This window comes from Prosthecobacter sp. (assembly GCF_046154365.1).
GTDB lineage: Bacteria > Verrucomicrobiota > Verrucomicrobiia > Verrucomicrobiales > Verrucomicrobiaceae > Prosthecobacter.
Map to the genome: position 1 here is coordinate 105,978 of NZ_JBJXFV010000006.1, position 16,695 is coordinate 122,672.

The following is a 16,695-nucleotide window of genomic DNA, read 5'->3' on the forward strand; positions in this document are numbered from 1 at the left end:
TTCATGGTTTGCCAAACGCTTTTAACTCTGCGTGCGTCCACGGCGTTCTGCGGTCGGCGGTCTCTTTGCGCACGCGGGCGATGGCTTCTGAGGGGACGGATTGTTTCCATTTGTGCCAGCGTTCGCCGATGTAGTTGAGCACGCTAGCGATTTGGTCGTTGTTATAGACTTGGGCGAGCGGGAGCATCAGTCCTTCGCCATAGGTGATGCCTTCGATGGGGCCGGTCTGGCCGTGCAGGAGGATGCGGGCGAGGGTGGGGATATCGCCGTTATTTTTGAACCAGGCTGATCGGGCGATGGCGGGGGCGAGGAGTTTGTCGGCCAGCTTCATGCCCTGGCCATCGGGGCCGTGGCAGGCGGTGCAGAGGGTTTGGTAGATTTGCTGGCCTTGTTTGGCGGAGGTGCCGAGTTCGGCGCGTGAGGCGATGGCTTTGTCTTTATCAATGAGGGCGGCAATGAGTGGCTGCGTGGGGGCTTGGGCGGTGATGGCAGCGGGTATCGATGCTTTGATGCTGCGATGAGCGAGATAGACCTGCGCGAGCACTTGCGAATCGGCGTCGGTGGTCAGCGTGGCGAGTGCGGCTGCGATGTCAGCATCGTGTGTGGCGAGCAGACTCTCGCTGATCTGCACGGCGGCGCGGCGGATGCGTGGGTGGCGGTGCTTGAGATTCGCGAGCAGCACATCTTTGGGCAGCGACTTGAGGCCATCGAGTGTCCAGAGGGCGTGAATGCGGGCGTTCGTGTCGCTGTGATCGCTAGCTATCGCGATGAGGTCGGGGGCGATGCTGGCATCGCGCTTGGTCACGAGCAGCATCTGCGCGGTGTCGCGCCACCAGCCATTCGAATGCGCGAGGTGGGCGGCGAGTTGCGCGGGCGTTTCATCGAGCATGCGCGGCTGCGGACCGGGCTTTTTGCCATCGGGCACAAGGCGGTAGATGCGGCCATGACGCACGATTTTGGTCATGCCCCATTTTTTGACGCGATGATAACGGGCGACCCATTCCTTGTTGTCACCTTCGGTCGGGAACCATTCCTTCTCCTGAATGATGCCGCGATACATGTCGGCGATGTAGAGGCAGCCATCAGGGCCGGTTTCGCTCCACACGGGGCGAAAATAGGCGTGGGTGCTGCGGATGAACTCGCTCTGCGGATAGACGTTGTGTGCGGTGCCGAGGCCGTCTTTCCAATCGAAGCGCGTCATGCGGATGAGGCGGCCCACCGGCTCGCAGGTGATCATGTTGCCGTAGAACTCTGGCATCAGATGACTGCGCAGGATGGTCTGGCCGCAGCAGGAGGAAAAGTTGTTGAGGATGTGCTGCTCAGCGAAGTTGTAGCCGCCGGAGGAGTCGTCCCACACTTTGCAGATGGCGTAGGGCCTGCCGTAGTCCGGCCCGTGTTCATTCAGCCGCAGGATGGGATACCCGGCGGGCAGTTGAAACGAGTGCGCGGGATTCGCGCCGCCCGCAAGGGTGCAGAACAAGCGGCCATCGTCATCGCGTGCGAGTCCCCACTGGCTGACGCGGCCTTCGGGGTAGGGCACGACTTCCAAAGTACCATCTTCGCGGTAACGAAAGCGGCAATCGTTGGTGGCGACGATGTTGTCGAGATTCCACAGGATGCCGGTACGCTGATGCTCGATGTTGCCGTTGTCGGGGCCGCTTTTGAAAATGAGTTCCTTGCGGTCGGAGACGCCGTCTTTGTCATCGTCAAAGTAGGACCAGTAAGAGCCGTCGCCGGTGAAGCTGACGATCACGCGATCTCCCAGCGGCAACACCGTGCGGGGCAACAGCGCGTCGTCGATAAAGACGGTGCGCTTGTCCATGATGCCGTCGCCATCGGTGTCCACCAGCTTCACCACACGGCTGACGGGCTTCATTTGATCCGTGGCAAACTCGTCCTGCATGTAAGTGCGCCACTCGCAGACATAGAGCGCGCCATTCGGATCAAACGCGAAGGACACCGGCTCCTCGACCATCGGCTCGCTGGCCACACATTGGAGATGATAGCCCTTCGGCACCTCGATGGTCTTGATGGCATCGGCAGGCGAGAGAGCCGGAAAGGTTGTGTCCGGGTTCCAGCCTTGCTGGAGCGCGTCGGCGGCGGTGAGCTGGGCGGAGATGCCACCGAGAAGGGCAATGAGTGCGGGGATGATGATTTTCATGGCGAGGAATCGTCTTCAACGGTTGTCGATGACAAAAGCTGGCCGGGAGAGCACACCTTTCGACAGCGCGCCGTAGTGATCGGAGCGCCAGAAGTTCTTCAAATCATCCGCTGTGATGAGTTGCAGGCCGGGAGTGGCCACGGCGGGGTTGCAGAGGATGTAGAGGTTCTTTTTGGCGATGTAGCCGCAGACGTTCAACGTGTGACCGGCGCTGCCGTTGGGGAACTGCGGGCCGATGTATTTGAAATCCACGATCACGGGCCGTCCGGCATCGAGTTCGCTCCTCAGCATGTCGGTGGCTTTGACGAAACCTTCGTCGTCGGGCGTGTAGGTGACGAGTTTCCACTTCTGGCCGATCTTCTTTGAGGCATCGAGCAGATGGCCCCAATCGGTGCCGGTACCGAGCGGAGATGGACATAGTTTCTTGAAATCCCAGCCGCCGATTTTGCTACCGTGAAAGCGAGCGAAGATGGCGCAGGCGGTGGAGCCGCAGTTGTTGTAGCCCTGCTGAATGTGCGGCATTTGCACGAAGGCGAAGTTGCCTGGCTCGCTCTTGCGCTTGCGGTAATCGATGAGCTTCAAAAGGTCGGCGGCTTCTTGAGCGGAAGCATTGCCAGAAGGCTGCGCTGGATGCCCTGTGGCAGTGGTGGGAGAGAGTTTGGAGGCTTTGGTCCAGTTGGCCTTCGCGGCATCGAGTTTTCCGGCTTGAAAGTGCATCTCACCGAGCAACACGAGACCCGAGGGATCGTTCAACTCAGCCGCACGTTCAGCAAGTTGGCGAGCTAGAGCTGCATCAGGCTCGACGCCTTCTCCGGAGCGATAAGCCATCGCCGCATTCGCTGCGGCTCGACCGTTGCCCATCTTCGCGGCCTTCTTCCACCATTCGAGCGCCTTCGGGCAATCCTGCGCTGTTCCTTGTGCACCGAAGTAACATTGGCCGAGGTTAAAAGCCGCCTGCGCCGATTCATCCGCCGCTTCTTTAAAATAGGCGATGGCGATCTCTGGATTGCGCTTCACCACGGCACCACGGAGATAAGCAAAGCCAACGAAGTCCTGCGCCTCGGCGTTTCCCGCATCGGCGGCCTTGTGCGCCCATTGCATGGCTTCCGCGTCGTTTTTGGTGATGCCCTTGCCATCGCGCAGACGAATCGCGAGCGCGATTTGTGATTTGGCATCGCCACTGGCTGCTTGGCTTTGAAGATCCGTCAACTCATCGGCTGGCAGCGTGGTGGCGGTCATGATCATGGTGGCAAGGAATGTGAGTGTCGATGTTTGCATCCGTGAATGAGCCTAGTTTGGAGAGGGAGTTGCTGTCTTGAGAATTCATGCGTGTGGGAATGAGGCGCGATGGTATTCGCTCCGACAAGTCACGGACGTTTCTGCGGCTTCGATATGTCGAGTGTGGCTTCTGCAAACGCCTTGCCCATGAGCGCGAAAGTCTTCGCGCAACCAAGATAGTGATAGCCGGCGTTCGACGCGCCGCGTTTCCACAAGGCGACCTCGGCGGGACTGATGAGGTCGGCCTCGTATTTCTTCAAATACTCGCGCTGCTCTGCTTCGGTCATCGTGCCGTCTTTGTTGGCGTGGTCTTTGTGTTTGCTGCGGAGAAAATGGTCCATCTGGCGGACCTTCCCGCGCTTGTCATCAATCGCGCCGAGTTCATCCGACCAAAACGGTGCGGTCTGCACGGCGACGACGTTTCCTTTGAACTCCGGCAGTGCCGCCGGTGCCGCCATCGCCTGCCGGAAGGCCACCATCGACGGCGATTGATCCTTGAGCCCGCCTACGCCCATCACGCCGATCACGAACGGCATCTTTGGCGCGGACAAATCCTTGCGCATATCGCGGATGAAGTGGGCGAGCCATTCCGAGTATTGGTCGAAGCGGTCGGGCTTGTTGTGGCCGGGATAGACGTGGCTATCCACCATGTCGTTGAAGCCCTGAAGCCAGGCGAAGCCGGCAATTTCATAGCCCTGTGCGGGATCGTAGCCGGGAACGACCTTCTTGGGGTCGGCCAGCACCTTTTTTACATGCTCCATCATCAGGTGGTAATAGACCCCGGTGGCAGCGATCTTTTCGGCATTCCATTTCGGCCGATCCTCGGCCTTCGGAATTCCATGAGCTCCCTGGGGGTGCTTTTCCCAAAGTGCCTGGGTTTCCTTTGGCATCACGTAGGGTCCCGCGCTTGGAGAACGGAAATCCGTGTGCAGACTCTTGCCGCCCCACGCGGTTTTGATGATCAGGATCGGCTCATGGAGTGCTGCACTCATCGTGAGGCCAAAGGTGAACTCCGGGCCGATTTTGTCGCCGGACTTGGTGGAATCCTGACCCCACATCGAACCGTAGCCTGCGGTCAGTTTGCCGGAAAGAACGAAGTTCTTGTCGTTGGCTCCGGTCAGATATGAAATCCACGCGTCATCGCAAACGGTTGGTTTGCCATCGCTTCCTTTCATCATCTTGAGCAACGGCGCAGTCGCCGGGTCGTCGCCGATGTAGTCAAAGGTCGCGACATTGGCAGGGCCCTCCATGTTCGACTGGCCCGCGAGGATGAAGACTTTGAGCGGCTTCGCGTCCGCGATGGTGGCGGCGAAGAATGCGGTGATGAGGATGAGTGGAAGTTTCATGTTGGAGGTCATTTCGGGGCTGGGGGGCGGTAAAATGCCGCCGCGTTTTGGTGGAAGAGCTTTTCGGAAACGGCGCGGCCTTTGCGGTCGAAATACGCGCGGGTGAGGCGGAGGACGGCGGCGTAGTCGGCGGTTTGTTCGCTCACGGGCCAGTCGCTGCCGTAGATGAGGCGGTTTTCGCCGAAGCACTCGAATGCGAGGTCGAGCACCTCGGTGTAGGCGGCGAGGTCCTGCCGGGCGGGTTGCTTCTCCCAGCGGCCAAAGAGTGCGGAGACTTTGCAGCGGACGTTGGGATGTTTCGCGACGGCTCGGAAGGAGTCGATCCATGCGGCATCGAGCGGCTTGCCGTCGAGCTTTACGCCGCCGAGGTGGTCGAGAATGATGCGCAATTCCGGCACATGGTGTGCGATTTCGGCGACTTGTTCGAGGCGGTAGTTGCCGAGGAGAAAATCCACCGTGCGGCCTTTTTGCGCGGTTAGCCGCAGGTCGTCGAAGAATGCATCGCTGAGTTTTTGCTGGAAGCGACCGGAGAGCCGGTAGCCGACGTAGCGCGGGTTTTCGCAGAGCTTTTCGAAGAGCGGCTGGAATGCGGGCGTGCCGATGGTTTCGGAGAAATTTCCAACGACGCCGCGGTAGAGCCGCGGGTTATGCGCGGTGATGTCGAGGTTCCACTGGTTGTCGGGCAGGCTCTGACCGGCCTGGACGACGATGATGCCGCTGACGCCGTTGGCGCGGGCGAGGGCTTCGTGGTCTGCCGGGAGAAAGGAGCGGTTGAGCGTTTTGTCGTCCTTTTTGATCCAGCCAAGACCGGCGGGGCGCGCGATGTCCCATAGGTGAACGTGGCAATCCATGATGGCTGTCGGCCCATCCGCACGGGCCAGCGCAACGAGGCTGAGCCAGCAGAGGATGTGTGCACGAACGCTGCTCATGCCATGAACTCCTTGATGGGGCCGGTCTGCTCCAGCTTTAGCGAGAGGTCGGGGTCGCCGTAGTGTTTGATGGGGTTGCCATAGGCGTTGAGGATGCTGGTGTAGAAATTGCCGAGCGTCTTGTGGCCGGGATTGCCCCAGTAGGGCAGGCGGATGTAGCGGCTGCCGAGCTTGAGTTTGCTGTTCGAGCCGGAGAGCACGACGAACGGGAACTCCGTGCCTTGGGCGTGGTGCGTTTCACCGCTGTTCGGGAAATAGAAAATCATCGTGTTGTCGAACATCGTGCCTTTGCCCTCGGGCACGCTTTTGAGCCGAGCGACGATTTTTTCCATGACCTTCATGTGGTGCAGCTCGGTGCGGTGGCGGATTTCCTCCGCAGCGAGGCCGCTGATGACTTTGCCGTGCCCCACGTCGTGCATGTTGACGTTCTCGCCTTCGATGCCGGGGATGCCGGTGTAGTGGTGGCCGAGTTCATCCACGGTGAAGGAGACGACGTTGGTGAGGCCGGAGATGAGCGAGGCGAGGAGCACCTCGGCGTGGCCCATCTGGCGGTCGAGAGTGGTCATTTTTTCCGCGAGATACTTGCTGTCGAGCTTCGGCACATGGCGGCGCACGGTGTCGGCCATGAGGTCGATTTTGCGGTTGCGCTCGCGGATGTCATCGATGGAGCCGGCGTAGTTGCCGACCTTGCGCTGCTCGATGCCCGCGAGCTGCCGGGCGAGTTCCGTCTCGTGGACGGCGACGAACTCCAGCACGCGACGCTGGAGTTCATATTGCACCTGGCCGGTTTTGTCCGCGGCGACGGATTTGAAAATCTCCTCCACCGCGATTTTCGGCGAGCCGAAGGCGTAGTTCGGCTGTTGCGGGCCGCGTGCGGAAAATCCCTTCGCGATGCCGTCGAGACTGCCGCGCGCATTGCCGCCGTCGGTGGGGAAGCAGGCCAGCTCGATGTGCTCCATCGGCGAGGGAAAAAGGCGGGCGAGTTCGAAATCCACGGTGGCCCATTTGATGGAGCTGGGGCGCTCGTTGGCCTTATAAACGCCGAGCGAGGAGCACCACGAGTGATGGCCCACGGTGCACATCTTGCCGGAGAGGCCCTGAATGATGGTCAGGTTGTTTTTGTGCGCCTCCAGCGGCCCCATCCACTCGGGGAGCTGATGCTTGTCGAGGTCCACCTCGAAGGCGTCGTTGCGTTTTTCCTTCTCCTGCTCCGCAAGGCCGAGCGTCGGCGGCACGCAGACTTTCGGGAAGAGACCGTTGCCGCGATGCATGAAAATGAAACGCATCGGCGCGGCGCCTGTCTGCGCGGCGGAAAGGCGCGGCAGGAAGCCGGGCAGCGAAAGTCCGCCGAGAGAGAGGAAGGCGTTTTGGAGGAAGTCTCTGCGGTGTTGCATGGTCGTGGTGAGCTTTATTTGCGGTAGAGAAACGAGTCGGAAGTGAGCAGCGAGACGACGACGGCTCTGAAGCTGCCGCCGCTCTGCACGTAGGCTTTGTCGGCTTCGATGAGCGTGCGCGAGTCGGAGAGCATTTCATTTCGCCCCATGAAAAAGCGGAACGCGTGGCGGATGAAGGACTGGCGCACGCGCGGGGATTTGGCGAGGCGGTCAATCATGTCGAAGGCGTCCTTCACCTCGCCGTCGAGGGCGGCGGCTCCGGTGCTGTCGAGCGCACCGCGCGTGTTCACGGGCAGCGTTTTGTAAATGGGGGAATCGGCTTTCGCGCCGGGTGCATGTCCGACGATGTTTTCGGCATGCTCCAGCGCCTCCTGCGAGCGGAAGCGGCCAAAGTCGTCGAACTGCTCGAAGGGAAGGCCCAGCGGGTTCATGTATTGGTGGCATTTGATGCACTGCTGCGCGGAGGTGACTTTGTCGAGGCGCTCGCGCAGGGTTTTGTGGTGGTCCTCGGGAACCTTCGCGTCCACGGTGATGGGCACGTCGGGGACGCGTCCGGCGAGGAGTTTTTCGCGAATCCAACGGCCGCGGCGGACGGGGTCGGTTTCCGTGTTCAGCGAATGGGCGATGAGCCACGCGGGATGCGTGAGGATGCCTTTGCGGTTTTCGATTTTGAAGGGCTGCTCCAGCGGGTAATCCCAGAATGTCGCGTCGTCCAAGCCCTTGAACCTCGGGTTCTCGACCGGCTCGTAGCGCCCGCGCAGTGGCGTCGGCGGGAGGCTGTAGAACGGGGAGTGGTTGATGTAGTAGCCGTGCGCAGTCGGGATGGTGGTAAACGGCGTGACTCCTTTCTCGAAGTAATCGCTGAAGAAATACATGTGGCGCATGAACTCGCGCTTTTGGTGCGGGCCGTTCTTGGGGAACTGGAGAGTCTTGCTCGCCGTCAGCAGCGGGAGGTTCTCCGCCATGACCTTGTCGGGCTCGGTCTTCCACTTCGTGTCCTTGAGCGAGGCCCAGACCTTTTTCCACTCGGCGATAATTGCGCGGCCCACTGCGGGCTCCCGGTTGTAATAGACGATGAACTCGTCGGTGCCGAGCAGCGTGGCGAAAACGTCGCGGTCCTTTTGCAGGATGTGATCCACCACGCGGTCGGCTTCGTTCACGAGAAAGCCGGGAGTCCCCGCCGTGCCGCGGTCGGGATTCTGGTAGATGCCGGCCCCGCGCTCCGGGTCTTTGAAAACTTTCGTCGCCATCGGATACCCGAAGAAGTCGCGGAAGAAACGGACGAGGCGCGGGTGCGAAGTCACATGGGCGCGCATGTTTTTCCCGCTCAAGGCCGGGTCAATTTCGCCCGCGTAATAAGTCTTGTCGTCGAGCAGGCGCAGGACTTCGCGCTTGTAGTCCTCGCGCGTGGCGAACCGTCCCTGCTCGGCGGCTTGCAGCAGCTTTGCATCCGGGCCGCGATCGCCGAGCGCGTAGGCAATCGCGTAAGCTCCCTCGCGGGGCGCGAGCATCCTCCGGCCATGCGCGTCCGCCGCGCCCGCGCCGAATTCCATGCGGTAGAGAAACTCCGACTCCAGCAGCACGGCCAGCAGCATCTGCCGCAGTCCTTCCGAGTTGCCGCCAATCGCGACGGCGTCGCGCGTCAGCTTCGCATACTTCGCCAGTTCCGCCTCACCGGGCGCGCGCTGGAGCACACTGGCAAACTGCGCGCGCACCGCTTCGGTGATTTCCGCATCCGTCGGCGGTTCCTTTTTGATGACGATTGCATCGAACGCCGCCGGATAGTTTTTTGGCACCCAGCGGTCCTGCGGATTCGGCAACGCATCCGCTTTCATTTCGCCGCCTTTCACGCGTGGTCCGAGCAACTGCTTCTGCGACATCCAGTCCGCATTCGTGAGCATCACCAGCAGCGCGCCGCCATCGAGCGACTCGTTGTCATAATACCGCACACCGGAAGCATCCGGCAGCACGAAGGGATTCGTCACTCCGTAGAGAGTCGCCGGACGACCGAATCCCATTGGGCCAAACACATCGCTCGCCCGTTGCGAAAAAATCTGCGGACTCACCAGCCATCGTCGCGCCGGTGTGAAGGGCGCATCGGTGATCTCGCCGCTGAACAGCTTGTCGTGATCCACATAGTTCCCGTAGGCCGGCAGGCGCAGCTTGTCCTCCAGCGTCGAGGCATTGTGGACGTGCAACTCGCCGCCGATCCAATCCAGCAACGCCTTCCGCTCCGCCGCTGTGGGCTGCGACTTGCGGCTCTTCGGCGGCATGAAGCCGAGGTAAGCCTGCTCCTGCATCCGGTTCATCAAAGCAAGCCGCTCCGCGAGCGGCAGCGCGCCCAGCTTGTCAAAGCGCACGTCGCCTTTCTGGCTGTCCTCGCCGTGGCAGGACGAGCAATGGCTCTCGAGGAGCTGCTCCGCCGGTGCGATGCGCAAAGCGGCCTGCGGTTGCGCCGCTTGCGCATACGCCCGCCCGCCAATGACTGCGGCGAGTGACATCAAAACTGAGGCGAGTTTCTTCATCCGCACGGCTTGAGGGTAACGGCGTCGCTCATGCTTTGCTCGTTTGCTGAACGCGAAAGCCGCCGCCTGTCTTCCACAGTCGGAAGCGCAAACTTCCCCTGGTGCGGAAATCATGGCGCTCATTTGCCGCCTTTCAAAAGGTCCATCATGGCCTTGCCCATGGCTTCGCCGACATCCATGTAAACTTCGGCCTTGCCGCCGTAGTGGCCGTTGCCGCTGCCGCCTTGCGCCATGGGGTTCGTGTAGATGGTCGCGACGTTGCCTTTGAACTCGGGATACTTGCCACTGCTGCCGTCCACGGCGAGCTGCGCGTTGAGCACCTCGCCGCCAGGTCCGCTGCCGCCTTTGACGGACTCGCCCATGGTGGCGAGCACGAACTTCGCGTTCGGCGCGCTGAACTCCTGGCGCACCTGCTTGATGAAATGCACGAGGTTCTTCTCATAGACGGCGGCGTGCCCGGGATTGCCCGCGTCCTTCTCACCCTGCCAGTAAAAGAATCCTGCGACTTCATACTTAGTCGCGCCGGGATAGTGTTTATCGAGCTCGGAGAGCACGGTTTTGGCGTAGCTGATGTCATCATCCCACTGCTTGCCAGCATACCAGTCGATCGGCTTGCCGTTCTTGTCCACCCATGGCCCGGGCTCGGTCTTCAGTCCCTTCGCCGGGTCCATTTCCCATGACTCGGGTTTGTCCTTATAGCCGGCATAGACCAACTTTTTTTCCACGCCCGCTTTGTCCTTGATGACAAACTCGTAGCGCTCACTGCTGGGAGGAAGGAGATCCCAGCCGAGGCTGCGGTTGCCGATGCAACTCTTCAAGATGAGCACCGGGGCCTCCACGGCATTGCCGAGAGGTTCCGCGATGCCAAACTCCGGCCCGATCGTCTTGCACGTTTTGACCGTCATCCACTCATTGTTGAACCGCTGCATGCCGCCACCGCGACCGGACATGACGCGGGCGTAGCGCACGTCCTTGCGCTCGGCCCAGTTGCCGGATTCATCCATCAGAAAAGGATATTTCTTCTTTTCCTTCACCGCGAATTCAAGCGAGCCATCCGGCCCGGTGACTTTGCCGAGACCGACCATGTTTGACTGGCCCATCAAAATGAAGACCTGGACGGGCTTCGTCATGTCCGCCGGTTTTCCATCGGGCTTCTCCGCTGCGGACAATTGGGAGACGACGGACAGCATCGCCAAAGCGGCGAGCGTTGACACAATTCTGGCATGGTTGGCTGTGTTCATGATTCGGCGTCGATTCTAACTGACAGATCCCAGCGAACACAAACCTTCGCGTCCTCGACAACCTACCCCCTTTGGGAGTAAGTAACATCCATGCCACGACTACGCCCGCTTTCCGCCTCCGCACAAGCAGCCGCACATCTGCGAGCGGAGGTGGAACGCGGCCATTGGAGTGGAATGATGCCTGGTGTGAACCAACTGGCGCCGGAACTGGGAGTCACTCGCAAAACCGTCGAGGCAGCGCTGCGGCAACTCGAGCATGAGGGCCTGCTAGTCAGCCAGGGTCCAGGTCGCAAACGCCTCATCGTTCTTCCCAGTGGTGCGTCCATGCGGCCAATGCGAGTGGCCATCCTGCTCTATGAACCCACCGACCGTCACTTGGAATACATCGTCGAACTCCAGCATGCACTGGCGGAAGCGGGCCATACAGTCATCACCGCTGCCAATTCGCTGACGGAACTCAGCATGGACGTCACGCGTGTCAGTCGTCTCGTCAAACAAACTGCCGCAGATGCCTGGATCGTCGTCGCCGGCTCAAGTGAGGTGCTGAAGTGGTTTTGCGCCCAACCGGTCCCCGTTTTTGCCCTCTTTGGTCGCCGCGAGGGATTACCCATCGCAGCCGTGGGACCTGACAAAACGCCCGCTTTAGCTGCTGCCACCCGTCATCTGGTCAATCTCGGCCATCGTCGTATCGTGATGCTGTGCCGTCAATTGCGCCGGCTGCCGAAGCCCGGTGGGAGTGAGCAAGCTTTCCTCGACGAACTCAAAGCCCACGACCTCCCGGTTTCGGACTTCAACCTGCCCGACTGGGAGGAGAGCAAAGAAGGCTTTCAGAAGCTCCTTCGATCGCTCTTCCGTGTCACACCGCCGACCGCGCTCATCGTTGATGAAGCTTCATTCTTTGTCACGACGCAGCAGTTTCTCGCGGGTCGAGGCATCCGGGTGCCGGAGCAAGTTTCGCTCGTCTGCACCGATGCCGATCCCATCTTTGCCTGGTGCACGCCTTCCATATCCCACATCAGCTGGGATACGCGCACCGTCGTCCGCCGCATCGTGCGCTGGGCCGCCACAGTGAGCCGAGGCGGCAGAGATGTGAAACAAACAAGCGTTCCCGCACAGTTCGTCATCGGTGGCACGATAGGGCGCTTGGAATGACTTTGGGGAACTCATTCGCGCTCTTAATCGTAGCCATGCCAAGGTAAGGCTTGCTGATTTCGAAAATAAAAAACCGGCAAGAACCAACACACTCAGAAGGACGTCTTGAAATTCATCAAGGACGCCCTGCCGCGCTTGGAGCGGGCCAGTTTCGTGCATCGCTATGCGTGGTTCTGCACCACGCCAAAGAACGCCGCGCTCGGCTGCTCCGCACTCCTCGACAACGAAAGAAAAATCACCCCACTCGGCGAGGCCTATGCCAAAGAGGGATGAGATGCCAAGTCATCACTCACCGAGATCAGTACCTCTGTGAAGGATCTTTGACACTTCTAATCCCTACGGTCATTGATTCCCACATGCTCCGCTCGATCGCATCCTCACTTCTTTTCCTCTTCATCACAGCCGCTCACGCCGCAGCAGAGGCTGTACCCGTGAAGATCGTGCCCGGCATTGGGATCACTCGCGGAGGCGATCCTTACTTCGTCAAAGGTGCAGCGGGTGACAAGCATCTCGATGAATTGGTGGCAACCGGCGGTAATAGCATCCGCACCTGGAGCACCAATGGCCTGCGCGAGATCCTCGATAATGCCGAGAAGCGCGGCCTCACCGTATGCGCGGGCATTTGGCTGGAGCCTGAGTGCAACTGGTTCTCCTATGCGAACGCCGAGCACTGCGCACGTCAGACGGAGCGCGTGAAGAAGGAGGTGACGGAGTTTCGCGATCATCCGGCCCTGCTCTTCTGGGGCATCGGCAATGAAGCGGAAGGCGATGGCAACAACATGGCCTATTGGATTCAATTGGAGGTGTTGGCAAAGGCCGTGAAGGAGTTGGACCCTGCTCACCCCACCTTCACCGCCTTGGCTGGCCTCCAACCGCTGAAAATCGCGGGGCTCAATGCTCTCACGCCGAGTCTCGATTTTGTCGGCATCAACACCTACGGCGCACTCACCGGACTGCGCGGATATCTGGCGGAGCGTCAATGGAAACGCCCGTGGGTCGTTACCGAATACGGCCCACGCGGCTTCTGGGAGAGCCCACGTGCGCCATGGGCAGCCCCCATCGAGGCGACCAGCACCGAGAAAGCCAAATTCATCCGCAAAGCCTACGAGGCCGCCATTCTGCCCGCTGGCGACTGCTGGGGTGGCTACATCTTCCTCTGGGGCCAAAAGCAAGAGGCTACCTCCACTTGGTTCGGCATCTTCACCGAGTCCGGCGAATCCACCGCCACCAAAGACGTCATGCACGAATTCTGGAAGAAAGAGCCGCCGCCCGATCACGCTCCCGAACTCAAGAGTTTAACCAGTTCCGTTGCCAAAACAGAGATCGCAGCAGACAGCGAGTTCACCGCCCAGGCCGAAGCCACCGATCCTGATGGAGACTCACTCACCTATCACTGGACAGTCACCCAGGAATCCGCCGGCCGTGACGCCAACAATCGAGAGCGCAAAACCCAACCACTCCCGGTGTGTCTCATCAAAGTCGAAGACTCCTCCGCCACCTTTCACGCCCCCACCAAGCCCGGAGATTACCGCGTGCATGTCATCGTGACCGACAATCGCAAACGCGCCGCAACAGGGAACTTCCCGATCAAGGTGAAGTAGCTTGCATCTTCACGGGGGCGAATTCACACCCCAAAGTTTCTCCAGCAGCATGAACATCTCGGGGTCATGCTGCTTCAGTTCGTGGCGAGTGAAGGGGAAGAAGTCATTGCGGCTGAAGTAGGCCTCCGTGCATTCGGCGAAGTATTCCTGCGGCGTGGTCATGGCATACGCGCGGTCCATGCGGCTGCGGCCTGCGCTGTCCTTGCGCTCGACGCGGTCATACTTGCCGCTCGCCTTCGCCTTCTCGTAGGCGTTCTTGATCTCCAGATTGCCAAAGCTCATGCGCACCGTGCGATTGTGATACGCATGCGCCAGCTCATGCAGCGCGAAGTTCGGCATGCGCCGCGTTTCTTCTTCAAAGATGCGCACGTTGGTGAACTCCACGGCCTTCGCCATCACCGGATCGCGGCCATTCTCGCGCAGCCAGCCGGCATCAGGATGAAACTCGGCGCGTGGCTGCACCTTCGGATACTCGGGATTGACCCATAGCGGCACCTTGCGCAATTCGGCTACCGCTTGCGCTGGAACGACGCGCACGATCTCATCGAGCTGCGCCCGCAGCAGTTGCATCGCCTTTTCGACAGCCACGGCGTCCTGCTCGATCAACTTCGTGCTCACCTGCACCTTCCAGCCTGCGATCAGACGTTCGTCATGCGACTTCGCGCCTGTCGTTTCCTGAAAGCGCTTCACTTGCTGCCCCTTGATCAGGCCGCGTGCCTTCATAAGCCGCTCCGGCCACACGAACTTTGGCGCTTGCAACGGATCGTAGCCCGCGAGGTGCCCCGTGAGCCGTGTTTGCGGTTTCGTGTATTTCAAGACGGTGTCACCGAACACCTCGCGACACAGCGCGGCGAGCTTCGGGTCATACGCGATCAATTCGTCGCGGGTATCGACGTGATTGTGCTGCGCATCGTTCTGCCGGTTGTTGTCGAACCAGCTCTGCACACCCTCCGCCCAGTATTCGTGGTGATTCGACGAGGCGTAGGCTCCCTTCCACAGCCCGGCCTTCATCGCCGCATCAAAAGCGGCCTTCAATCGCGTGTCGAAGGTCGGATCGACATTCGTCATGCCGCGCAGGTGGATGTTGTGCGCGAATTCGTGGATGAGGATGTTCTCTGTGTCATACGGATCGCCGTCGTAGGCCAGCAGGTTCTCCTCTGCGCAGGAGCAGAACGGGTCCGTCTCGCTGCCACCAAGACCGCGTGCCCGTGCATCCCAAAACTCCTTCGCCGTCAATGCCTCGTAATCTTTGACCGGGCTGAGATGCGCGAACTCCGGCTGATCCATGGTGAATTCATTGTGCGCCAGAATGCACAGCCGCGCTCCGCTGGCGATCATTGCCTCACGCACATCGGGACGCTTCGCGAGCATCAGATTGACCAAATACTCCGCCTCCTTCAAGGCGTACGGGCTCACCTTCGCCGAGGCGACAATGGAAAAGCCATTCGCGCTCACTCGCTGCGTGTAATAGGCCGGCACGCCGTCCTTCGCCGTCGGATCGTGGCGGAATCCCTGCACGCGCACCTTGCTCACCACATCGGTCTCATGTTTTCCGTCCACGATCACAAACCGGTGCCCGATCGTCGTGCCGATGATCTTATCTTTGCCGGGTTCGATCGTGCCATTTGAGACGCGATGGCCGTCGTTCATCTCCCAAAACACCTCCACCGCATTCGGCGCGGCATTGATGATTTGCAGCTTCGGGCGGTCCAATGCCGGTGCCGCTGTTGAAGCGAGCAACAAGAGGGTGGTGGTAAGCTTCATAAATACCGGTCAGGTGACATCAAATCGAGCGCCACAGGTGATTTCTCGCCGCAAAGCACCTCCGCGACGATTTTCCCCGTCGCGGGAGCGAGGCTGAGGCCCATCATCGCATGGCCTGTCGCCACGGTGAGGTTCTTCCAGCGCTGCGTGCGTCCAATGTACGGCATGCCGTCGGGTGAAACGGGCCGCAGGCCGCTCCAGGGCTGCACCTCCGCGAAGTCGCGTTCGTCGAAGATGGGGAAGTAATTTGGGAATGCACGCGTGATGCCGCGCACGCGACGCTGCGTGATGGATTCATCGATCCCGGCCATTTCCATCGTGCCACCGACACGCAGCGCACCATCCATTGGCGTCACGGCGAGTCGTGCCTCGGTGCAGATGCTGCACCGCTCGGGAAGCTGCTTGGGATTCGCCAGCGTGAGGCTGTAGCCTTTGCCAGCCTGCATCGGCAGCCTCAAATCGAGTTCCTTCGCCAGCTCCGCCGACCATACGCCGCCACACAGCACCACCTCTTGACCCGCCACCGGACCTCTTGACGTCTTGACCGCTCGCAGTGCTCCACCTTCCGCTTCAAAGCCACGCACCTCCGTTTCCCACAGCATCTCGACATTGAGACGGCTCAACTCCGCCTCCAGTGCGGCGATGAAGCGTCCGGGCGCGAGGTGGCAGTCCTTCGGGAAGAACACGCTGCCGCAAACATCCATCGTCACGGCGGGATCGAGCGCGGCGGTGGCCTTCGCATCGAGCACTTCGGCGGGGATGCCGAGCTGGTTCGCCGTCGCGGCCATGTGGGCTTCTTCATCGAGCGTCTGCTGCTGTTTGCAGAGCATGAGCAGTCCCTTTTTCACCAGACCGAAGTCGAGACCGATCTCGTCGAAGCATTGGCGACTTAGCAGGCTCAAATCACGCAGCACCGGCGCAGCGGCATCAACGCGCGGCGTTGTTGCGGCTTTCCAGAATTGGAGGCCCCAGGTGAGCAGATCGAGATTGAGCCGTGGCTTGATGTAGAACGGCGATTCGGGATTCCACATCCATTTCAGGCCGAGTTTGACCATGCCTGGGGCTGCCAGCGGAATGAAATGACTCGGCACGATCATGCCTGCATTGCCAAACGAGCAGCCATCGCGCTGGCGCGGCTTCTGGTCGATGATCGTCACCTGCATGCCGCGTCGCGCGCAGTAAAGCGCCGTGCTGAGGCCGATGACGCCCGCACCGAGGATGGTGACCTGTTTGCTCATGTTGAGGTGACAGGTAATCGGCCTATCGCACAGCCGTCTTGGCCGCTTTGGCAGCCAACACCGCGA

General features: G+C 60.5%; 11 protein-coding genes and 1 pseudogene. 3 read left to right on the top strand and 9 right to left on the bottom strand.

The features are described 5' to 3' along the window. Position 1: 1 nt before the first annotated feature. The 7 genes from ACKVY0_RS00660 to ACKVY0_RS00690 all read right to left on the bottom strand — a co-directional run bounded on the left by ACKVY0_RS00660 (position 2) and on the right by ACKVY0_RS00690 (position 10,847). A complete protein-coding gene (locus tag ACKVY0_RS00660) occupies positions 2–2,161 on the bottom strand; it encodes a c-type cytochrome (RefSeq protein WP_409212848.1) in 2,160 nt (719 codons plus the stop codon). A gap of 15 nt (positions 2,162–2,176) precedes the next feature. Beyond that, a complete protein-coding gene (locus ACKVY0_RS00665; protein ID WP_409212849.1) occupies positions 2,177–3,406 on the bottom strand; it encodes a C39 family peptidase in 1,230 nt (409 codons plus the stop codon). A 122-nt stretch (positions 3,407–3,528) separates the two neighbouring features. Next, positions 3,529–4,785, bottom strand: coding sequence for a sialate O-acetylesterase (locus ACKVY0_RS00670; protein ID WP_409212850.1), 1,257 nt, complete (start codon positions 4,783–4,785; stop codon positions 3,529–3,531). Between the two features lie 8 nt (positions 4,786–4,793). Next, on the bottom strand, positions 4,794–5,714 hold the full coding sequence (locus ACKVY0_RS00675; protein ID WP_409212851.1) for an amidohydrolase family protein: 921 nt from the start codon (positions 5,712–5,714) through the stop codon (positions 4,794–4,796). Beyond that, the gene (locus ACKVY0_RS00680) at positions 5,711–7,108 is read right to left on the bottom strand and encodes a DUF1552 domain-containing protein (RefSeq protein WP_409212852.1); all 1,398 of its coding nucleotides are present in this window, start codon (positions 7,106–7,108) and stop codon (positions 5,711–5,713) included. The genes ACKVY0_RS00675 and ACKVY0_RS00680 overlap by 4 nt, the downstream gene beginning before the upstream one ends. Positions 7,109–7,122: 14 nt before the next feature. Continuing rightward, on the bottom strand, positions 7,123–9,633 hold the full coding sequence (locus ACKVY0_RS00685; RefSeq protein WP_409212853.1) for a DUF1588 domain-containing protein: 2,511 nt from the start codon (positions 9,631–9,633) through the stop codon (positions 7,123–7,125). 119 nt (positions 9,634–9,752) lie between these two features. Continuing rightward, positions 9,753–10,847, bottom strand: a complete 1,095-nt coding sequence (locus ACKVY0_RS00690; RefSeq protein WP_409212854.1) for a sialate O-acetylesterase — start codon at positions 10,845–10,847, stop codon at positions 9,753–9,755. A gap of 117 nt (positions 10,848–10,964) precedes the next feature. Here ACKVY0_RS00690 and ACKVY0_RS00695 point away from each other — a divergent pair, with 117 nt between their 5' ends. The 3 genes and pseudogenes from ACKVY0_RS00695 to ACKVY0_RS00705 all read left to right on the top strand — a co-directional run bounded on the left by ACKVY0_RS00695 (position 10,965) and on the right by ACKVY0_RS00705 (position 13,627). Beyond that, positions 10,965–12,026, top strand: a complete 1,062-nt coding sequence (locus ACKVY0_RS00695) for a substrate-binding domain-containing protein (protein WP_409212855.1) — start codon at positions 10,965–10,967, stop codon at positions 12,024–12,026. A gap of 90 nt (positions 12,027–12,116) precedes the next feature. Further along, positions 12,117–12,299: pseudogene (locus tag ACKVY0_RS00700) on the top strand (glycosyl hydrolase); the annotation flags it as partial. 83 nt (positions 12,300–12,382) lie between these two features. After that, positions 12,383–13,627: a glycoside hydrolase family 2 TIM barrel-domain containing protein gene (locus ACKVY0_RS00705; protein WP_409212856.1), complete on the top strand. Its 1,245-nt coding sequence runs from the start codon at positions 12,383–12,385 to the stop codon at positions 13,625–13,627. Between the two features lie 9 nt (positions 13,628–13,636). Here the strand turns inward: ACKVY0_RS00705 and ACKVY0_RS00710 are convergent, their stop codons facing one another. Continuing rightward, complete coding sequence (locus ACKVY0_RS00710; protein WP_409212857.1) at positions 13,637–15,391, bottom strand: hypothetical protein; 1,755 nt, start codon at positions 15,389–15,391, stop codon at positions 13,637–13,639. Beyond that, a complete protein-coding gene (locus ACKVY0_RS00715) occupies positions 15,388–16,629 on the bottom strand; it encodes an NAD(P)/FAD-dependent oxidoreductase (RefSeq protein WP_409212858.1) in 1,242 nt (413 codons plus the stop codon). Before ACKVY0_RS00715 ends, ACKVY0_RS00710 begins: the two co-directional genes overlap by 4 nt. Positions 16,630–16,695: the final 66 nt, after the last annotated feature.

What these genes read in the sequence shown, in the direction of transcription:
- ACKVY0_RS00660 (WP_409212848.1), bottom strand. Translation starts at nt 2,161, where the DNA reads ATGAAAATCATCATCCCCGCACTCATTGCCCTTCTCGGTGGCATCTCC.
- ACKVY0_RS00665 (WP_409212849.1), bottom strand. Translation starts at nt 3,406, where the DNA reads ATGATCATGACCGCCACCACGCTGCCAGCCGATGAGTTGACGGATCTT.
- ACKVY0_RS00670 (WP_409212850.1), bottom strand. Translation starts at nt 4,785, where the DNA reads ATGAAACTTCCACTCATCCTCATCACCGCATTCTTCGCCGCCACCATC.
- ACKVY0_RS00675 (WP_409212851.1), bottom strand. Translation starts at nt 5,714, where the DNA reads ATGAGCAGCGTTCGTGCACACATCCTCTGCTGGCTCAGCCTCGTTGCG.
- ACKVY0_RS00680 (WP_409212852.1), bottom strand. Translation starts at nt 7,108, where the DNA reads ATGCAACACCGCAGAGACTTCCTCCAAAACGCCTTCCTCTCTCTCGGC.
- ACKVY0_RS00685 (WP_409212853.1), bottom strand. Translation starts at nt 9,633, where the DNA reads ATGAAGAAACTCGCCTCAGTTTTGATGTCACTCGCCGCAGTCATTGGC.
- ACKVY0_RS00695 (WP_409212855.1), top strand. Translation starts at nt 10,965, where the DNA reads ATGCCACGACTACGCCCGCTTTCCGCCTCCGCACAAGCAGCCGCACAT.
- ACKVY0_RS00705 (WP_409212856.1), top strand. Translation starts at nt 12,383, where the DNA reads ATGCTCCGCTCGATCGCATCCTCACTTCTTTTCCTCTTCATCACAGCC.
- ACKVY0_RS00710 (WP_409212857.1), bottom strand. Translation starts at nt 15,391, where the DNA reads ATGAAGCTTACCACCACCCTCTTGTTGCTCGCTTCAACAGCGGCACCG.
- ACKVY0_RS00715 (WP_409212858.1), bottom strand. Translation starts at nt 16,629, where the DNA reads ATGAGCAAACAGGTCACCATCCTCGGTGCGGGCGTCATCGGCCTCAGC.